This window comes from Neptunomonas sp. ABH4_499 (assembly GCF_056160565.1).
The window spans coordinates 132,764-151,844 of the sequence record NZ_JBSWXK010000004.1 but is presented as its reverse complement, the minus strand read 5'-3'; the positions used below and the strand labels follow the sequence as shown (position 1 = coordinate 151,844).

Annotated in this window: 21 protein-coding genes; 19 read left to right on the top strand and 2 right to left on the bottom strand. The window is 51.2% G+C overall.

Annotation, left to right across the window (positions count from 1 at the left end; translation table 11 throughout):
* Positions 1-2: 2 nt before the first annotated feature.
* From ACXAF9_RS05610 to ACXAF9_RS05545, 14 genes are all read left to right on the top strand, one after another.
* Positions 3-743 carry an enoyl-CoA hydratase/isomerase family protein gene (locus ACXAF9_RS05610; RefSeq protein WP_475071461.1) on the top strand — a complete coding sequence of 247 codons (741 nt, stop codon included), beginning with the start codon at positions 3-5 and terminating at the stop codon, positions 741-743.
* A 112-nt stretch (positions 744-855) separates the two neighbouring features.
* On the top strand, positions 856-1,281 hold the full coding sequence (gene hisI / locus ACXAF9_RS05605) for a phosphoribosyl-AMP cyclohydrolase (protein WP_475071459.1): 426 nt from the start codon (positions 856-858) through the stop codon (positions 1,279-1,281).
* Positions 1,278-2,618, top strand: coding sequence for a dihydroorotase (locus ACXAF9_RS05600; protein WP_475071457.1), 1,341 nt, complete (start codon positions 1,278-1,280; stop codon positions 2,616-2,618). Before hisI ends, ACXAF9_RS05600 begins: the two co-directional genes overlap by 4 nt.
* Positions 2,619-3,539, top strand: a complete 921-nt coding sequence (gene folE2 / locus ACXAF9_RS05595; protein ID WP_475071454.1) for a GTP cyclohydrolase FolE2 — start codon at positions 2,619-2,621, stop codon at positions 3,537-3,539. It abuts the gene before it with no gap.
* 28 nt (positions 3,540-3,567) lie between these two features.
* Positions 3,568-4,128 carry a DapH/DapD/GlmU-related protein gene (locus ACXAF9_RS05590; RefSeq protein WP_475071451.1) on the top strand — a complete coding sequence of 187 codons (561 nt, stop codon included), beginning with the start codon at positions 3,568-3,570 and terminating at the stop codon, positions 4,126-4,128.
* A gap of 137 nt (positions 4,129-4,265) precedes the next feature.
* Positions 4,266-4,511, top strand: coding sequence for a hypothetical protein (locus ACXAF9_RS05585; RefSeq protein WP_475071449.1), 246 nt, complete (start codon positions 4,266-4,268; stop codon positions 4,509-4,511).
* A 100-nt stretch (positions 4,512-4,611) separates the two neighbouring features.
* Complete coding sequence (locus ACXAF9_RS05580; RefSeq protein WP_475071447.1) at positions 4,612-5,532, top strand: glutaminase; 921 nt, start codon at positions 4,612-4,614, stop codon at positions 5,530-5,532.
* Between the two features lie 215 nt (positions 5,533-5,747).
* The gene (locus tag ACXAF9_RS05575) at positions 5,748-6,500 is read left to right on the top strand and encodes an electron transfer flavoprotein subunit beta/FixA family protein (RefSeq protein WP_475071445.1); all 753 of its coding nucleotides are present in this window, start codon (positions 5,748-5,750) and stop codon (positions 6,498-6,500) included.
* Complete coding sequence (locus ACXAF9_RS05570) at positions 6,497-7,426, top strand: electron transfer flavoprotein subunit alpha/FixB family protein (RefSeq protein WP_475071443.1); 930 nt, start codon at positions 6,497-6,499, stop codon at positions 7,424-7,426. The genes ACXAF9_RS05575 and ACXAF9_RS05570 overlap by 4 nt, the downstream gene beginning before the upstream one ends.
* 225 nt (positions 7,427-7,651) lie before the next feature.
* On the top strand, positions 7,652-9,052 hold the full coding sequence (locus ACXAF9_RS05565; protein WP_475071441.1) for a cytochrome ubiquinol oxidase subunit I: 1,401 nt from the start codon (positions 7,652-7,654) through the stop codon (positions 9,050-9,052).
* Positions 9,049-10,056: a cytochrome d ubiquinol oxidase subunit II gene (cydB, locus tag ACXAF9_RS05560; protein WP_475071438.1), complete on the top strand. Its 1,008-nt coding sequence runs from the start codon at positions 9,049-9,051 to the stop codon at positions 10,054-10,056. The genes ACXAF9_RS05565 and cydB overlap by 4 nt, the downstream gene beginning before the upstream one ends.
* Entirely contained in the window at positions 10,043-10,210 is a 168-nt protein-coding gene (locus ACXAF9_RS05555; protein ID WP_475071435.1) for a DUF2474 domain-containing protein, read from the top strand. The genes cydB and ACXAF9_RS05555 overlap by 14 nt, the downstream gene beginning before the upstream one ends.
* 54 nt (positions 10,211-10,264) lie before the next feature.
* Positions 10,265-10,507 (top strand): type II toxin-antitoxin system ParD family antitoxin, encoded by a 243-nt coding sequence (locus ACXAF9_RS05550; RefSeq protein WP_475071433.1) that lies wholly within the window; start codon positions 10,265-10,267, stop codon positions 10,505-10,507.
* Positions 10,504-10,806 (top strand): type II toxin-antitoxin system RelE/ParE family toxin, encoded by a 303-nt coding sequence (locus ACXAF9_RS05545; RefSeq protein ID WP_475071431.1) that lies wholly within the window; start codon positions 10,504-10,506, stop codon positions 10,804-10,806. The genes ACXAF9_RS05550 and ACXAF9_RS05545 overlap by 4 nt, the downstream gene beginning before the upstream one ends.
* Before the next feature lie 160 nt (positions 10,807-10,966).
* Here ACXAF9_RS05545 and ACXAF9_RS05540 read toward each other — a convergent pair whose 3' ends face one another.
* Positions 10,967-12,145, bottom strand: a complete 1,179-nt coding sequence (locus tag ACXAF9_RS05540) for a benzoate/H(+) symporter BenE family transporter (RefSeq protein WP_475071429.1) — start codon at positions 12,143-12,145, stop codon at positions 10,967-10,969.
* 131 nt (positions 12,146-12,276) lie between these two features.
* Between ACXAF9_RS05540 and ACXAF9_RS05535 the strand changes: the two genes are divergently transcribed.
* Genes ACXAF9_RS05535 through ACXAF9_RS05525 form a run of 3 tightly spaced genes read left to right on the top strand, consistent with a single transcriptional unit; the run spans position 12,277 to position 14,579 of the window.
* Positions 12,277-12,837: a helix-turn-helix domain-containing protein gene (locus ACXAF9_RS05535; protein ID WP_475071427.1), complete on the top strand. Its 561-nt coding sequence runs from the start codon at positions 12,277-12,279 to the stop codon at positions 12,835-12,837.
* 9 nt (positions 12,838-12,846) lie between these two features.
* Entirely contained in the window at positions 12,847-13,836 is a 990-nt protein-coding gene (locus ACXAF9_RS05530) for an aldo/keto reductase (RefSeq protein WP_475071425.1), read from the top strand.
* Positions 13,837-13,844: 8 nt separating this feature from the next.
* The gene (locus tag ACXAF9_RS05525; RefSeq protein WP_475071422.1) at positions 13,845-14,579 is read left to right on the top strand and encodes a 5-oxoprolinase subunit PxpA; all 735 of its coding nucleotides are present in this window, start codon (positions 13,845-13,847) and stop codon (positions 14,577-14,579) included.
* A 112-nt stretch (positions 14,580-14,691) separates the two neighbouring features.
* On the opposite strand, the gene ACXAF9_RS05520 is transcribed toward ACXAF9_RS05525, so the two are convergent.
* Positions 14,692-15,363 (bottom strand): AraC family transcriptional regulator, encoded by a 672-nt coding sequence (locus ACXAF9_RS05520; protein WP_475071420.1) that lies wholly within the window; start codon positions 15,361-15,363, stop codon positions 14,692-14,694.
* Positions 15,364-15,703: 340 nt separating this feature from the next.
* Between ACXAF9_RS05520 and fadB the strand changes: the two genes are divergently transcribed.
* A complete protein-coding gene (gene fadB / locus ACXAF9_RS05515; protein ID WP_475071417.1) occupies positions 15,704-17,866 on the top strand; it encodes a fatty acid oxidation complex subunit alpha FadB in 2,163 nt (720 codons plus the stop codon).
* An 11-nt stretch (positions 17,867-17,877) separates the two neighbouring features.
* The gene (fadA, locus tag ACXAF9_RS05510; protein WP_475071414.1) at positions 17,878-19,053 is read left to right on the top strand and encodes an acetyl-CoA C-acyltransferase FadA; all 1,176 of its coding nucleotides are present in this window, start codon (positions 17,878-17,880) and stop codon (positions 19,051-19,053) included.
* The last annotated feature ends 28 nt before the right edge of the window (positions 19,054-19,081 follow it).

The following is a 19,081-nucleotide window of genomic DNA, read 5'->3' as shown; positions in this document are numbered from 1 at the left end:
GGATGCTGGATATCACCACCCACGGTTCGGTGTTGACCTTAACACTGGACCGTCCCGAGAAGAAAAACGCTCTGAATACCGGCATGTATCAAGCTCTGATCAATGCGCTTGTGCAGGCCGAAAGCGATTCGCTGATAAAAGCCGTTATCCTAACCGGCGCGGGTGATAGCTTTTGCGCAGGTCATGACTTGGCGGAGTTTGCCTCTTTAGGTCAAGAAGCCCTCGCTAAAGAACCACTGGCGTTTTTGCACACCCTAGCGCGATTTAAAAAGCCGCTTTTGGCTTCAGTTGAAGGGGATGCCATCGGTATAGGTACATCACTGTTACTCCACTGTGATCTGGTGGTGGCGCACCCTGATGCAAGATTCCAACTGCCCTTTACCCGGCTGGGTTTGGTGCCCGAAGGTGGGACAAGCCTTCTGTTACCTGAGCGATTAGGCCATCAAAAAGCGTTTGAGCTTTTGGTGCTTGGCAAACCGTATTCGGGTGTTGAAGCCGAACGGTATGGTTTGATCAATCAATGCAGTGAAGCGCCCTTGGCTACCGTCCAAGCGCTGGCGGATGAGATGGCGCAGTTAGAACCGATGGCGGTGCAGATGAGCAAAGCCTTACTGAAACAGGGAAGGGAAGCGGAGTTGACGGATCGGCTCGATGAAGAGGTGGATCAGTTTGTGGCCAGACTCAAAACCCCGGAAGCCCAAGCCGTGATTGCCCAGTTTTTTATGCGAAAATCCGGCGCATAACTCATCTTCCAATCCTTCTTGGGATGGAGTAATAACGCTCTGCCCCAGGAAAAGTCCTCGACCTCTTTAAAAATTATGATATGTTATAATATAACATTTATAGATTTTAAAGATGATGCAAAACGCTTACTTTCTGAGTCTTGAAAACATGTCGGATGGGACGAACGTGCCTTTCGATCATGTCCTCAACAACCTTGCCTTCAATGAGCAGGGATTAATCCCCGTGATTACCCAAGATGCCTCTACACACGCGGTTTTGATGATGGCCTGGATGAACAAGGCCTCACTTGTAAAAACCTTGGATGAGCAGCGTATGGTGTACTGGTCGCGTAGCCGAGAAACGTTTTGGCGCAAAGGGGAGAGCAGTGGAAACACTCAGCAGCTGGTGAGCCTCTCCGTGGATTGCGACGGTGATGCGCTGTTGTGCCAGGTGGTTCAAACGGGAGCGGCTTGCCATACCGGCCGGGCCAACTGTTTTTATCTGGATGTCGATTACGCCCATGCCAAGGTGTATGTCCGTGGGGATGCCAGCGTATGAACTCGGTTGTGATCAAAAATGCGACCATCATCAATGAGCATGCTCGTTTTGAGGGTGATGTCCGTTTTCGGCATCAGCGTATCGAGAAAATCGCCTCGCAGATTCAACCTTTGGAAAATGAGCGAGTGATTGATGCACAGGGGAAGTGGCTTTTGCCGGGGATGATCGATGACCAAGTGCATTTTCGTGAGCCAGGGCTTACTCATAAAGGGTCAATCGCCACGGAATCCCGTGCGGCCGTAATGGGGGGGATCACCAGCTTTATGGAGATGCCCAACGTTAATCCATCCACCACGACCTTGGCGGCGATTGAGCATAAAGAGGCCATCGCGCGTCATGATTCTTTTGCAAATTACGCTTTCTACCTAGGCGCCACCGAGGATAATTTAGAGGTCATAAAGTCCCTAGACTCTAATCGCGTGTGCGGCGTAAAAGTCTTTATGGGAGCTTCGACAGGCAGCCTGTTGGTCGAGAACCCAACCATCTTAGAGGCGATTTTTCGTGAAAGCCCGGTGCTGATTGCAACGCATTGTGAAAGTGGCCCTGTTATACAGCGCAATCTTGATCGGCTATTACAGAAAACCCAGCCGCCATCCATTCATCATCACCCCATCATTCGCGACGACGAAGCCTGCTATGTCTCATCCTCTTATGCGGTTGCCTTGGCTAAAAAGTACCAAACCCAACTTAATGTTTTGCACATTACGACGGCCAAAGAGCTTAGCTTGTTCAGTGATGCGCCTCTTTCTGAAAAAAAGATCACCGCGGAAGCGTGTGTTCATCATCTTTGGTTTTCGGATCAAGACTATGCGCGCTTGGGCAATCTCATTAAGTGCAACCCGGCCATCAAAAAAACAAGTGACCGTGATGCGCTGCTGGCTGCATTACGGTCTGGCGTGATTGATATCGTCGCGACGGATCATGCCCCGCATACTTTTTCTGAAAAACAACAAGCGTACCCAGAAGCGCCAGCAGGCTTACCCTTAGTTCAGCACGCACTGTTGATGATGCTAGAGCACGTGGTACAAGGCCGCTTGAGCCTAGAGGATGTGGTTGAAAAGTGCGCTCATAACCCAGCCATTCGATACGGTGTGGCTGACCGGGGCTTTATCCGCGAAGGGTATTTTGCGGATTGTGTCCTAATTGATCCAGATGCAATGACGCAAGTGACGCCAGAGAGCATCGCTTATCAATGCGGTTGGAGTCCCCTTTTGGGTCACACCTTTTCGACCCGAATCGCATCCACGTTTGTTAACGGCCAATGTGTTTTCGATGGCCACTCGGTCCCTATCCATACTTCGGCAGCCCAACCGTTATTTTTTACCCGCGAGCGATAAATGTCACAGGAACAAAACCCACTGGTCGACATTACGTCGATGGATTCAGCCAGTATTTCAAGCTCCCTTCAATGGGTTGGCATGGAAGGTATCTCGATTCCGTTATTGTTTAATGCAGGGGGTGAGTGCCCACATGTGTTAAATGCCAAAGCGGACGCCTTTGTGAGCATCGACAACCCTGATACTAAAGGGATTCACATGTCGCGTTTGTATACGCGGCTAGCAGCCGTCAGTGAAACACCGCTGAACCATGAGAGTGTGCATACGTTGTTGCGTGGTTTTGTTGAATCCCAAAAGGGGATCAGCCAGTCAGCCAGGGTTGCTTTGCACTTTGATCTGCTTCTAAAGAAGCCTGCGCTACTGAGTGATGAAGCCGGATATCAATCGTACCCTGTGACGATCTCCTCCGATTATAAAGAGGGTGAATGTAGCCATACGGTGAAATTGAGCATCCCATATTCGAGTACTTGTCCCTGTTCTGCGGCGCTGTCACGACAGCTGTTAGCCGAGGCGCTGGACAGTGCTTTTCCGACCGATCAGGTCGATAAATATACGTTACTTGAATGGGTGCGCTCCTTGAATGGCTCGGTCGCTACGCCGCACAGTCAGCGGTCGTTCGCCAGCGTCACATTAGCGCTAAAACCGAATCAATGGTTATTCATTCCAGCGGTGATTAAGCAGATCGAAACGGTACTGGGTACCGCTGTGCAAACTGCGGTAAAGCGCCAAGATGAGCAGGAGTTTGCTCGCTTGAATGCCATAAATCTCATGTTTTGCGAAGACGCAGCCCGAAAGGTAAAAGCCTATGTGCACACACTGAGCGCGGTGCAGAGCTACGCGTTGAAAGTCGATCATCAAGAAAGCCTTCACCCTCACAACGCGGTTGCGATGGACGCATCCTTCAGCAGCCCGTTTCACTGAGCACGCTTACGACAAGAGAGTTACCATCATGTTAAGAAAAAACCCCTCCGGACATTATCCGACCGTATCCAGTAAAGCTTTTATTGATCCTACGGCGATCATTTGCGGGCATGTGATCATCGAAGATAATGTTTTTGTTGGTCCTTACGCTGTTATTAGGGCGGATGAATTGGATAAAAACGGTCATATAGAACCGATTGTTATTCAGCATGATTCGAATATCCAAGATGGCGTTGTGATCCATTCCAAAGGGGGCGCATACGTTCGGGTAGGGGCGAGGAGTTCCATTGCACATCGCTCGATTGTTCATGGTCCGTGTGTTGTGGAAGATGATGTGTTTATTGGCTTTAACTCAGTGGTGTTTCGAACACACATTGGCAAAGGCTGTGTAATACGACACAACAGTGTGATTGATGGGATTGATCTGCCTGCTGGCTATCACGTACCGCCAATGACCAACATTGGGCCTGGGTTTGATTTATCATCGATAGAGCGTGTGCCACCTGAATACTCATCGTTTTCTGAGTCGGTGGTATCGGCAAACAACGTGCTGGTGGATGGCTACAAGCGAATTGCGAACGAGATGTGACGTTAAAATAGAGAGGACAAAAACGAAGAAGGCTGCCAGTTGGCAGCCTCTTTCTGCATGTTCCGCTTATCTTTCTTGCGGATGGCTTTATTGGTTTTTTGGTGAACCCCGCCCTTTTTCATAATCGGGGCAAAGGCGTGTCCATTGCGCTTTTGCTGTTTGGCTTTCATAAAAACCTCGTTGGTTTAATCCTTGAATTAGGAAAGGCAACAATAGCAGAGATCGATGCCATTCACAGCGCTTTGACCGATAAAATCTTACCCAGTTCTCAAGGTGTGACGCTCTTACGCTTAACTCTTTTAAACAATACAGGAAGGTTGCCGGCCACCAAGGTCAAGACGCCAAAGGCCAGCCCCCTTAAAGCCTGTACCCATTCCGATTAAGCTTATGCGAAAGTGTCAGTAGCTTAGGTTGTTGATTGAGGCGCTGAGGTGGGAGGGGTAAGATGATCACCCATAATAAAAACACAACACAACCAACACGATGCAACAGATCCTAGACGACATTGCCGCACAGATGGCAAACGAAACCGAGCGCGGCAAGGTGGCGGATTACATTCCGCAGTTGGCGCATATCGACCCAAACCAGTTTGGTATTGCAGTCGCAACCCCAGATGGGCAGGTTTTTAGCGCGGGGGACGCCGCTACCCTGTTCTCCATTCAGAGTATCTCTAAGGTGTTTACCCTCACCATTGGCCTTGGCAAGTTAGGTGATGGGCTTTGGACGCACGTTGGGCGAGAGCCCTCGGGGGATCCGTTCAACTCGATTGTGATGCTGGAACACGAGTCGGGCCGCCCGCGTAATCCGTTTATCAATGCCGGTGCGATTGCGGTTGTTGATGCGATTATGATGGGGCACGAACCCAAAGAGACACTGGGCGAGATCCTTCAATTTGTGCGTTTCATTGCCAATGATGATTCGATCAGCTTTGATCACAAGGTCGCGGCGTCCGAGATGCAGCACAAAGATCGTAACGCCTCCTTGGCGCACTTTATGAAATCCTTTGGTCGTTTAAAGCACGATGTGGATAAAGTGTTGGGTACGTATTTCCATCAGTGCTCGATTGCGATGAGCTGTCAGCAGTTGGCGCAGGCGGGGCTCTTTTTGGTGTCCGATGGGATGAATCAACACACCGGCATTAAAGTGGTCAGTGCTCAGCGGGCAAGACGGATCAACTCCCTTATGATGATGTGCGGTCATTATGATGGCTCGGGCGAGTTTGCCTATCGGGTGGGTTTGCCCGGTAAAAGCGGTGTGGGTGGTGGCATTCTGACCATTGCCCCTGGCAAAGGCGCGATTGCCGTCTGGTCGCCAGGATTGGATGAGGTGGGTAACTCGAAACTGGGCACCAAAGCGCTGGAGCTTTTTGTGCAGCAAACCGGCTGGTCTATTTTTGGCCGATAAGCAAATTGACGGGGTCACATACGGCTATGTTTGAATGCTTTTGTGATCCTTATTCAGGTTTTTAACTCCTTTTATATCAATTGCTTAGTTTTTTCTGATTGTTATTGTCAGTTACTCCGCTGTTAAATGTCATTGTGCGTTTTCAGCGGTCATCTATAGTTAAGTCATTCCCTCAACACCGATTCAACAACAATAAAAGCAGAGGATGAGTGGCTATGAAAGTGCTTGTCGCGATTAAGCGAGTCATTGATTACAACGTGAAAGTTCGGGTTAAACCCGATGGCAGCGATGTGGATCTGACCAACGTAAAGATGGCGATGAACCCTTTTTGTGAAATCGCCGTGGAAGAGGCGGTTCGCTTAAAAGAAAAAGGGGTTGCCAGTGAAGTCATTGTGGTTTCGGTAGGTGCCAAAGCCTGTCAGGAACAGATCCGAAGTGCGCTGGCGCTCGGTGCCGACCGCGGTATCCAAGTCGAAGTGGATGCTCTTCCGGATGCGATCTCGATCTCCCGACTGATCGCTAAGGTTGCCGAGCAAGAATCCGCCGACTTGATCATCTTAGGTAAACAATCGATCGATTCCGATAACAACCAAACCGGCCAGATGGTGGCTGCCTTGTTGGATCGCCCTCAGGCAACGTTTGCCTCCGAGGTTGTGGTTCAGGACGGTGAGGTGCAAGTTACCCGAGAGGTCGACGGTGGCCTTCAAACCCTCGCACTGCAACTGCCAGCGGTGGTAACGACAGACCTTCGTTTGAACGAGCCTCGTTACGCCAAGCTCCCGGACATCATGAAAGCGAAAAAGAAACCGTTGGATGTCATTACGCCCGATTCGCTTGGGGTGGCGCTCAGTCAAAACGTGCGTGTGCTGGGCGTAGAAGCACCGGCGCAGCGTACCGCGGGCATCAAGGTGGGCTCGGTCGAGGAGCTTGTGGATAAACTGAAAAACGAAGCGAAGGTGTTGTCATGAGTGTATTAGTGATTGCCGAACATGATCATAACTCGATCAAATCCGCGACGTTGCACACGTTAAAAGCCGCCTTCGAGATAGGGGCAGATGTTGACCTTCTGGTGGCAGGTTTCAACTGCCAAGCAGCGGCCGAACAAGCCGCTAAGATCGACGGGGTTCGAAGCGTAAAAGTGGTCGATGATGCTGCGCTTGAGCATCAACTGGTGGAGTCTGTCACGCCTCAGGTTCTTTCGTTGGCCGAGGGGTACACCCATATCCTTGCACCTGCGACGACCACCGGTAAAAATCTTGTGCCTCGCTTAGCCGCTAAGCTTGGCGTAAATGCGCTGTCCGATGTGGTAGCGGTTGTTGCCAGCGATACGTTTAAGCGCCCAATTTATGCTGGTAACGCCATTGCGACCGTCCAAAGTGATGATGCCGTTAAGGTGATGACCGTTCGCGCAACCGCCTTTGACAAAGTAGCGACCGAAGGTGGTTCGGCCAGCATTGATGCGGTGGCGGCTGTTGCGGTTGATAGTGCCAGCCGATTTGTCAGCGAAACACTGGCCGAATCCGACCGACCTGAGTTAACAGCCGCTCGCGTTGTGGTATCGGGTGGGCGTGGTCTTGGCAGCGGTGAGAACTTCGGCATCCTGTACAGCCTTGCCGATAAGCTCGGTGGTGCGGTGGGAGCCTCCCGTGCGGCGGTGGATGCAGGCTTTGTCCCTAACGATTTACAGGTGGGGCAAACCGGCAAAATGGTGGCGCCCGATTTGTACATAGCAGTGGGGATCTCCGGAGCCATCCAACACCTTGCTGGCATGAAAGACTCTAAAATTGTGGTCGCTATCAACAAAGATGAAGAAGCGCCCATTTTCCAAGTGGCGGATTACGGCTTAGTGGCCGATCTGTTCGACGTCATCCCTGAGCTGGAAAGGTTAGTGTAAGCCGCGCTTACTCCCCAAACCACTCAACCTTCCTTGGCTGTGACAATCTGTCACAGCCTTTTTTCGTGGGTTCCGCGATATCCTTGCGTCACATCAAAACAAGAAGCTTTTCAAAGCTCGACCTCTTTAAACTGGCCGATACGCTGATTTTACTTAAAGTTAGGTCATCGAAATTGGCTGTTTGTACGTAAATTGATCAATGACGAAAACCCTTAGGACAGTGCTATGCTCGATCTGACTGCGGTTGACCTTGCGCGGATTCAATTCGCGTTTACGGTTTCGTTCCACATAATTTTTCCTGCCATTACCATTGGCCTTGCCAGCTACCTTGCGGTGCTAGAAGGCTTATGGCTTACCAAAAAGAACACCCTGTATCGGGACCTTTATCACTTCTGGTCGAAAGTCTTTGCGGTCAACTTCGCAATGGGCGTGGTGTCCGGTTTGGTGATGTCCTACGAGTTTGGCACCAACTGGAGTGGCTTCTCGACCTTTGCAGGCGGTGTTACCGGTCCACTGCTCGCTTACGAAGTACTCACGGCTTTCTTCCTTGAAGCTGGGTTTCTTGGGGTGATGCTGTTTGGCTGGAACCGCGTTGGGCCGGGGTTACACTTTTTCTCCACCTTGATGGTCGCCATAGGTACCTTGATCTCCATGACATGGATTTTGGCCTCCAACAGTTGGATGCAAACCCCACAAGGCTACGAAATCGTCGATGGCCGAGTCGTTCCGGTGGATTGGATCGAGATCATCTTTAACCCATCTTTCCCTTACCGATTAGTGCACATGGCGCTCGCGGCCTTCCTAACCACCGCTTTGTTTGTTGCGGCCTCCGGTGCGTGGCACCTATTAAAAGGCACCTGTGTACCGCAGGCGAAAAAAATGTTCTCGATGGCGATGTGGATGCTGCTGATAACCGCACCCATCCAGATCATTGCAGGGGACTTTCACGGGTTGAATACGCTGGAGCATCAGCCGGCCAAAGTGGCGGCGATGGAAGGGCATTGGGAGAACACACCGGGTGAAGGCGTTCCACTGATTCTGTTCGGCTGGCCCGATATGGAAGAGGAGGTCACTAAATACGCACTCGAGATCCCCCGTTTGGGCAGCTTGATCCTAACCCATTCGTGGGATGGGCAGTTTGCAGGGTTAAAAGAGTTTGCCCCAGAAGATCGCCCTTACGCGCCCTTGGTATTTTGGAGCTTCCGTATCATGGTGGGCCTTGGGTTCTTAATGCTGCTGTTGGCTGTGGTGGGTGTATACAAACGCATTAAAGGTCGTTTGTACGATTCGCCTCTGTTCCTAAAAAGTGCGTTGGCGATGGGGCCTGCGGGCATCATCGCGATTTTAGCCGGTTGGTTTACCACCGAAGTCGGTCGCCAGCCGTGGGTCGTGTACGGCGTTATGCGCACCGAAGATGCAGCTTCTAACCACTCTGTCGAAGCGCTCACCATAACGCTGATCGCATTTGTCGTGGTCTACTTTATCGTCTTTGGAGTGGGGGTGGTGTACATGCTGAACCTGATCAAAAAAGGGCCATCCACCCACGAACCGCACGAGATCCTAGACGAGCACAATCGCCCAGCGCGTCCGCTATCGGCCATTGATGACGAGGAGGTCAAACTATGAGTATCGATCTATCAATGGCGTGGACACTCATCATTGGATTTGGGCTGATGATGTATGTCCTCTTGGATGGCTTTGACTTAGGGATCGGTATCCTCTTTCCCTTTATCCAAGATAAAGAGGAGCGCGATGTGATGATGAACACCGTCGCGCCTGTCTGGGATGGCAATGAAACATGGTTGGTGATGGGCGGCGCTGCCTTGTTAGCGGCCTTTCCACTGGCTTATTCGGTGATTCTAAGTGCATTGTACCTGCCGCTGATCTTTATGTTGATTGGCCTTATCCTGCGTGGGGTGGCGTTTGAGTTTCGTTTTAAAGCGGACGATCACCACCGCCACTGGTGGGACAAAGCCTTTATTGGCGGTTCCTACTTGGCCACGTTTTGCCAAGGCGTGGCGATGGGGGCTTTTATCAATGGGTTTGAGGTGGTGGACAATCACTTTGCCGGCGGCACGTGGGATTGGCTCACGCCGTTCAGCCTCTTTACTGGTGTCAGTTTGCTGGTGGCTTATGCTCTGTTGGGCAGCACTTGGTTGCTGTTCAAAACCGAAGGGCGATTGCAAAAGGATATGCGAACGCTCACAAGGCCCATCACAATGTTGTTATTGGCTGTGATGGCGGGCATCAGCATCTGGTCCCCACTGGCGCACCCCGCCATTGCGGATCGCTGGTTTACGATGCCTTATCTTTTGTACTTTTCGCCTGTGCCCATCCTTGTGGTGCTGATGTCGGTCGGGTTAGTCCGCTCGCTTAACAGTCGCGCCGAGTACGCCCCTTTCCTGCTTACGTTGGGGCTCTTGTTCATGGGCTACAGCGGGCTGTTAATCAGCTTATGGCCTTATATTATCCCGCCGAGCATCACGATTCACGAGGCGGCCGCACCCGAGGCCAGCCAACTGTTTACCTTGGTTGGCGCGGTGTTTATCTTGCCATTTATCTTAGGTTACACGCTCTGGTCGTATTACGTATTCCGCGGAAAAGTGAGGATTGGTGATGGCTACCACTGACCCAAAACAGGATCAAAAACCACCCAAACCCTGGGCCAAGCGCCTAGGGTGGTTGGTGCTCATTTGGGGAGTCAGCGTCGTCGGTTTAGGGCTGTTTGCAGCTTTACTTAAGTGGGTAATGGTGGCGATAGGGATGTCGCCACCGCTTGGTTGACATCTGAAATTCAAATACCATAATTAGGTATATATTGGTATTTGGAGGTTGGGCATGGCTAAAAATACGAGCATTACACTGGGTGATCATTTTGATGGCTTCATTGCTAGTCAGATAAAAACTGGCCGTTATGGCTCAGCAAGCGAAGTCATCCGTTCTGCATTGCGTTTACTTGAAACTCAGGAAACGAAACTTGATACGTTACGCCAAGCGCTAGACGAAGGCGAGAGGAGTGGCGTAGCCGACTATGATTTGGAAGATTTGATATCAGAGCTAGATGGTGAGTTTAAAGAGTGAAGCCATTTAAACTCACTGCTCGTGCTAAAGCTGATCTGAAAGATATTGCTCTCTACACCCAGCGGTCGTGGGGGCGTGATCAGAGGAATATTTACCTTAAGCAGTTTGATGATGCATTCTGGTTGCTTGGAAAAAGTCCCGAAGTGGGGAAGTGCTGTGATGACCTCAAAGAAGGGTATCGGAAATTTCCACAAGGGAGTCATGTGATCTTCTATAAGAAGGTCTGCGATCAAGAAATACTGATCGTCCGTATTTTACATAAGAGTATGGATGTGGGTTCGGCAATGTTTATCCTGTAAACATGGAAGTAGCTTTGCCAGTGGTCCTTTGAACATTATGTTCTCTTTGATTTTGATTATGGCGGCATCAATCAGCTTTTTGTTTAAAGTTTTAAATCTTTCGATTTTTTCTTCAACGGTTTCGATCATATAACCACCATCTATTTTAAGACTGAGACTCTTAAGTTAACTTCTTCCGACTGTGATAAGCAATCAACCCCAACACAATCCCCCAAAACGCACTGCCGATGCCCAGTAATGAAATGCCGGATGCGGTCACCATAAAGGTGATCAAGGCGGCTTCGCGCTCATCCGCTTGGTTTAGGCTGTTGGCCAGTGCATTACCAATCGTCCCCAACAGGGCAAGGCCCGCAATGGCCATGACCAACGCGGTCGGGAAGGCGGCAAACAAGGCAGCAACGGTGGCACCAAACAGGCCCGTTAATAGATAGAAAATGCCCGCCCAAATAGAAGCGATGTAGCGTTTGGATTTATCCGGGTCGGCTTCTTCGCCCATGCAGATGGCGGCGGTGATGGCAGCTAGGTTGTACGAAAAACCGCCCAAGGGTGCTAAGACGATGCCTGTTAAACCGGTCCAGGTCATTAATGGGGAAGCCGGTGTTTGGTAATCGTTGGCACGCATAACGGCTAAGCCCGGCACCATTTGCGAGGTCATGGTCACGATAAAGAGCGGCAAGCCAACCCCAATTAAGGAAGACCAATGAAACTCAGGGGTGGTCCAAACGGGCTGCGTCCACTCAAACGATAACCCTGTTAGGTTGATTTCTTGTTGTAAGGCCGCCACGACAATGCCGATTAAAAAGGTCATTGGTATGACGTAGCGTGGCAGTACCCGCTTCATGATTAAGTACGCGGCAATCATTGAGGCAACCAAAGCCAAATCGCTTTGCAGTGAGGTAAAGAGGTTTAACCCAAACGGCACCAGCACGCCGGCCAACATGGCGGCGGATAGCGAGGCGGGTACTAAGCGAATTAACCGATCAAACCACCCCGTCACACCGGATAAGAAGATAAGCGCGGAGGCAAAGATAAACACCCCAATCGCCTCGCTCATCGGGATGCCTTCGAGGCCGGTGACCAAAAGCGCTGCCCCTGGGGTCGACCATGCGGTAATCACGGGGGATTTAAACGCCAAGGATAAACCGATACAGGTAAGGCCCATACCGATCCCCAGTGCCCACAGCCAAGAGTTGATCTCCTCTGGGGTGGCCCCTAACACAGCTAATGCTTGAAAGATGATGGCCACCGAGCTGGTATAGCCTACCAGTACCGCCACAAACCCAGCGGAGAAGCGTGATAGGTTAAACAATCCTTTGATGGTTGATTCGTTGTGTGTCATGGCCGTTATCTTTCATCGTGACTAAAAGGGCGTGCGTTAAAGCGCACAAGCGTTGGCACTGTAACATTGGTGCGTTATAGCGCACAATAGAATCTCTGGGTAATCGAACCGATTGACGGTAAATGAGTTGTATGGAACACCTGTTAACCTCCTTATCTGAGACATTAAAACAGCTGCGCAAAGAGCGCGGCTGGAGTTTAGATGTGGCTGCCAAAGCCACGGGGATCAGCAAAGCGATGCTGGGCCAAATTGAGCGCTGTGAATCAAGCCCAACGCTGACCACACTGTGGAAACTGGCGAGAGGCTACGAAGTCCCGCTCAGTGTGCTGATCGATGAGGGCGACGATGAGGCGGTTGGGCATCCGGTAAAGCGAAAACCCACTCCCGACAGCATGTGGGTAGCCACCTTATTTAAAGAGACCGAGCAAGTCCCGTTTGAGTGGTTAGAACTTACGTTTCCACAAGGTTATGAGCGCGAATCGGTACCGCACCAAAGCGGAGTGATTGAACATGTGGTGGTGAAAAGCGGGTCGATCGAGGTGTGTGTTGAGGGGCAAAGTCATCTATTAAACGCTGGGGAAACATTGCGTTTCTATGCTGATCGGCCACACAGTTACCGAAATGTGGCCGAGGGTGATACGGTTATACACAACCTGATCTATTACCCACAAAAACATGCCGGTCAGCCGTAAGGATTCTTCATGAAACGTACATTAGGCAACATCGAATGCACAGCCATCGGTTTGGGCTGTATGAACCTATCCCACGGGTATGGGCAACCAACCGATCGAAAACAAGCCGAACGCATCTTAACCGAAGCACTGGCAATCGGTTATTCGCACTTAGATACCGCAACCCTTTACGGAAACGGCGCAAATGAAACCCTGATTGGCGAGGTGCTAAGCCATCGCCGTAATGAGTTTACGCTTGCCAGTAAATGCGGCTTGGGCGTGAACGAGCAGGGCGTACGAGAGGTCAATGGCCGTCCCGAGGTTTTAAAAGCCCAATGCGAGGCCAGCCTTAAAAAGCTTAAGACCGATGTGATTGATCTTTACTACCTGCACCGTTGGGATCAACGCGTACCGATTGAAGAAAGCGTCGGGGCACTCGGTGATCTGGTGAAAGAGGGGAAAATTCGCCAAGTTGGATTATCCGAAGTCTCGGCCACCACCTTGGATAAAGCTCATAAAGAGCACCCCATTGCCGCTGTGCAAACAGAGTATTCACTGTGGACACGCAACCCAGAGATCGCCGTGTTGGAGAAATGCAAAGCGCTGGGCGCAACCTTTGTATCTTTCAGCCCACTGGGACGTGGTTTTCTGAGTGCGACGCTGCCAGCCATTGATAAGCTTGATAGCAGTGATATGCGCCAAGGGATGCCGCGCTTTCAAGGGGCGGCGTATCAACACAACTTAGCGTTATTAAACCCAGTTAAAGAGGTTGCTAAAGCTCATAATGTCACGGCCGCCCAAATCGCCTTGGCGTGGGTACTGGCAAAAGCACCTCACATTGTGGCGATACCGGGGACGACCTCTTACGAGCATTTAAAAGATAACTTTGAAGCCCAATCGATTGTGCTTCACGCCGAAGAGATCGCACTACTGGACGATGTGTTTGAGCCGAATAAGATACAAGGCCATCGTTATCCACCGGCCATGCAGGTGGATGTAGATACAGAAGAATTTGCCTGAGGATGAGTATGAAGATTAATTGTGACATGGGTGAAAGCTACGGCCCTTGGAAGATGGGCCGTGACGATGAGGTGATGCCTTTTATTGATATGGCGAACATCGCCTGCGGCTTTCACGCATCCGAACCGCTCACCATGTACAACACCGTGCAACTAGCCGTCAGTAGCGGTGTTGAGGTGGGGGCGCACCCAGGCTACCCCGATCTGTTGGGTTTTGGTCGCCGTGATTACCATTGCTCCCGCGAGGAGTTAATCGCAGGGCTGCTGTATCAAATGGGCGCGCTGGATGCGATCTGTAAAAGCTTTGGTAAGTCGATCAGCTATGTAAAACCGCACGGTGCGCTGTACAACAAAATGATGGTCAGCGACGATACCATGTCGGCTGTGATGACCGCCGTATCAAGCTTTCGGGAAGGATTACCTTTAATGGTGATGTCTACTCAACAGAACGATGCTTTGCTCGCAAAAGCGGATAAGTACGATTTGCCCTTGCTCTTTGAAGCCTTTGTGGATCGCGCTTATACCGAGGAAGGTTTGTTGGCGAACCGTCGTCACAAGGGGGCTGTGCATACCTCGTTTTCCCGCATTGAGTTGCAAGTGCAAGAGATTCTGCTCGAAGGGCATGTGACGACCATCGAAGGAAAACGCATCCCGCTTAAGGCCGATACGCTCTGTATTCATGGTGATGGCGAACACGCCGTAGAGATTGCCCGATTCGTTCGCGAGTTGATGGACGGCGATTGATCATTTGAGCACCGCTTTTTGCCAACCCAGTGAATACGCTTGCTGGGTTAGCTTTCCCATCGGTTGTCCTCATAGTTATCCACAGATTGTGTGCATAAACTAAAGTATTCATTTAAGCCGCCGACACAGGCTGGTTATCCTGCTTGGGCGAGCTTCCAAAAAAGCTTTTATAGTCCCGACTGAATTGGTTCAAGCTCTTGTAGCCCACCGCTGTTGCCGTTTGGCTAACGTTTAAATCATCGTGCGCTAACAATAACTTAGCTTTAATCAGGCGTAAGCGTTTGATGTACTGAATGGGCGTACATCGGGCGATCTCTTTAAAGTGCTTGTGGAAATTCGACACACTCATATTGGCTTGCTGGGCAAGATCATCCACATTAAGCGATTGATCAAAATGTTGGTGAAGATCCCCAAGCACACGAATCACCCGTGAGTAATGCCCGTGGCTGTGGACTAATGCCCGAAGCGCTGGCCCTTGTTCCCCTTTTAGGGCCTCAAATAACACCTCCCGCACGCGAGATATCCCCATCACTTTGGCATCCAATGGGTCTGACAATGCCCGAACCAAACGCGTTACTGCCTCGCGCATGCCGTCGGTCATCTCAACTGATGCCATCGGCGAGGGGGATTCGCCCATTTGGCTCACCGATCTTGGCAGGGCCGTGTGGACAAGCTCGGCCAGCATCGCCGGATCAATCTTGATCGAGACCCCCATCAAAGGTGTTTCATGTGAGGCGTATGTCTCGCACTCAAACGGCAAAGCTGTGTCTTGGGCGTTGCTCAATCCTATGCTGGTCTTTTTTTGAACCCTTCCTGAAACCCTGATGAGCTGTGGCTTAGGTTTAGTTACACAAAGGTTACAAAACAGGTTATCCACAGATAAAGGGGATAACTTAAAAAGTGCTAAAACAATCACCTACATCCACTTTATTCGCTTTGGTGACGCAAATTGTCACTGTTTATCCCGCCTCAATAAAACCGGCAACCTGTCTGATAACGAGGTTTGACGGCATACGACACTAACGCTGACGAAAACTGTCATTGTCTAACCAGGGGTTGCCGCTAGACTGAGATAAACGTCTGTGCTTTAGACATAACAATAAAATGAACAGCGGAGTCGAACCATGTTAATGGACGGACATACCTTACAGGTACGCCAGTTGGAAGCGGGTTTCTTTAATGTGGTGTTTAACCACAAAGAGGAGGCCGTCAATACGCTGAGCCAAAAAGCGATGGCCGAACTTGCCCAAGCGCTCGAACAGATCAAACAGCAATCCCCACTGAACGGTGTTGTGTTCAGTAGCGACAAAGAAGCCTTCATCGTTGGGGCGGACATCACTGAGTTTCATGCGATGTTTGAACACGATGAAGGTGCGATCACTCAAAGCCTTCTCTCGTTACACGAAGTGTTCAATACCATTGAAGACCTGCCGTGTCCTACTGTGTGTGCAATTAACGGTTTAGCGCTAGGCGGTGGTTTTGAGTTGGCGTTATCCACCGATTATCGTGTGGTGAGCGAGTCGGCTAAGGTGGGACTGCCAGAGGTGAAACTTGGCATCTATCCTGGGTGGGGTGGTACCGTTCGATTACCGCGCTTAATTGGTATCGATAATGCCAACGAGTGGATCTGTGCTGGTTCCGATAAGAAAGCCGCCGCTGCCTTTAAAGACGGTGCCGTGGATGCCGTGGTGAAAGCGGATCACTTAGCCGAGGCGGCGTTGGATCTGGTTAAGCGCTGTGCCAACGGTGAGTTTGACTACCAAGCACGTCGAGATGAGAAAACCTCGGCGGTGAAGCTCAATGCCATTGAATTGATGATGGCGTTCGAGACGGCCAAAGGGGTGATTGGCGCGAAAGCGGGGCCACATTATCCTGCGCCGATGATGGCGATCAAAACCATGCAAAAAGCGGTCACTTTACCACGTGCTAAAGCGCAGGAAGTGGAGGCGAAAAACTTTGCCAAACTAGCCACCAACAGTGTCACTAAAGCGTTGGTCGGCTTATTCCTGAAAGATCAATTTGTTAAGCGCGTCTCTAAGCAATACGAGGCCGGAACCGATGCCGTGAAGCAAGCGGCCGTACTGGGTGCGGGGATCATGGGCGGTGGTGTGGCCTATCAGTCGGCGTCCAAGGGCGTGCCTATTTTGATGAAAGATATCCGCCAAGAGGCGCTGGCACTCGGCCTTAGTGAGGCGACTCAGCTTCTGGAAAAACAAGTCAGCCGAGGAAAACTCGACACCAAGGGGATGGCCAACGTACTTAATCAGATCACGCCAACACTCTCCTTTGGGGATTTTGAGCCAGTCGATCTTGTTGTCGAAGCGGTGGTGGAAAACCCAAAAATCAAAGCCAGCGTCTTGGCGGATCTTGAAGCGAATGTCAGTGATGATGCGATCATCACCTCAAACACATCCACCATCTCGATCAACTCCTTGGCTAAGAGCTTGAAAAAGCCCGAGCGTTTCTGCGGCATGCACTTCTTTAACCCTGTGCACCGAATGCCGCTGGTGGAAGTGATCCGTGGCGAGCACAGCTCGGATGCGGCGATTGCTAAAACCGTGGCCTACGCCAAAGCGATGGGTAAAACGCCGATTGTGGTGAATGACTGCGCAGGTTTCTTGGTGAACCGAGTGTTGTTCCCATACTTTGCTGGCTTCTCTCAGTTGGTCAGCGAAGGGGTGGACTTTCAGCGCATCGATAAGGTGATGGAAGGCTTTGGTTGGCCGATGGGGCCTGCGTACCTGCTGGATGTGGTGGGCTTGGATACGGCCGCTCATGCCGATCAGGTGATGGCGGATGCATTCCCAGACCGCATGGGTCACGAGGGGCAAAATGCGATCGATCTTCTGTTTGCTGCCAACCGATTAGGTCAGAAAAACAAGCAAGGTTTTTATCAATACGAGCTGGATCGTAAAGGCAAGCTGCAAAAGAAAGCCGACAGCTCTGTCTATGAATTGATTGGGTTAGACCCTAGCCAGTCACCTGAGATCACCGATGAAAAGATCATCGCCCGCATGATGATCCCGCTGTGTGTCGAGACCGTGCGTTGCCTTGAAGAGAAGATCGTCGCATCCCCGGCCGAGGCGGATATGGCATTGATTTACGGTATTGGCTTCCCGCCGTTCCGTGGTGGTGTGTTCCACTACCTTGATGAGATGGGGCTTGGCACATTTTGCGAGATGGCCGCGCCGTTTGATGCCATGGGGCCTTTGTATCAACCGACAGCGGTGATGAAATCGATGGCTGAACACGGCCAAACCTACGGGTTAACCGGTCGCGGACAATAAGGAGAATAACAATGAAACTACAGCCAAACGATGTCGTAATTGTGGATGCCGTGCGCACGCCGATGGGGCGCTCCAAGGGCGGTGTGTTCCGAAATGTCCGTGCCGAATCTTTATCCGCCAGTGTGATGAAAGCGCTGCTGGCGCGTAACTCAGCACTTGCCGCGACGGATATCGAAGATGTGATTTGGGGCTGCGTTAATCAGACGCTTGAGCAAGGCTTTAACATTGCGCGAAATGCAGCCTTGCTTGCTGGTCTGCCGCATGAAATTGCGGGTATGACCGTTAACCGTTTGTGTGGCTCTTCGATGTCTGCGTTGCACTCGGGCGCGCAAGCGATCTTATCGGGCCAAGGTGATGTTTACTTGATTGGTGGCGTTGAGCACATGGGGCATGTGGATATGGCGCACGGTGTAGATATCAACCCAGAGATGTCCAAACACTCAGCAAAAGCCGCGATGATGATGGGTTTGACCGCCGAAATGCTCGGTAAAATGAACGGCGTCACGCGGGAGATGCAAGATGCCTTTGGTGCTCGCTCCCACCGCTTAGCCCACCAAGCCACCATCAATGGGGAGTTTGACTCCGAGATCATCCCAGTAGAGGGCCACAACGCCGATGGCTTTAAAATTCAGGTCACAAGCGATGAGGTGATTCGCCCAGAAACCACCACCGAGTCTTTGTCCGAGCTTCGCCCTGTTTTTATCCCTAAAGTGGGGACGGTAACGGCCGGCACCTCATCGGCGCTGTCCGATGGTGCATCGGGCTTATTGCTGATGTCAGCCGCTAAAGCACAAACGCTGGGGCTAAACCCCAGAGCCGTCGTGCGCTCGATGGGTGTCGCAGGCTGCGATCCATCCATCATGGGTTATGGCCCAGTTCCGGCCAGTAAAAAAGCGCTGAAACGAATTGGCCTTAGCGTGGATGACATCGACTATTTCGAGCTGAACGAAGCGTTCGCGGCACAAGCATTAGCTGTATTACAAGGTTTAAAGCTAAGCGACCGAATGGAGGAGCGCGTCAATATCCACGGCGGGGCGATTGCTTTGGGGCATCCTTTGGGTTGCTCGGGTGCGCGTATCATCACCAGTTTGCTGAACGTCCTAGAACAGAAAGATGCTCAGTTTGGCTTAGCCACCATGTGCATCGGCATGGGCCAAGGGATTGCGACGGTGATCGAGCGGGTGTAATGCGCAAAGCCTAAAACGAAAAACCGGT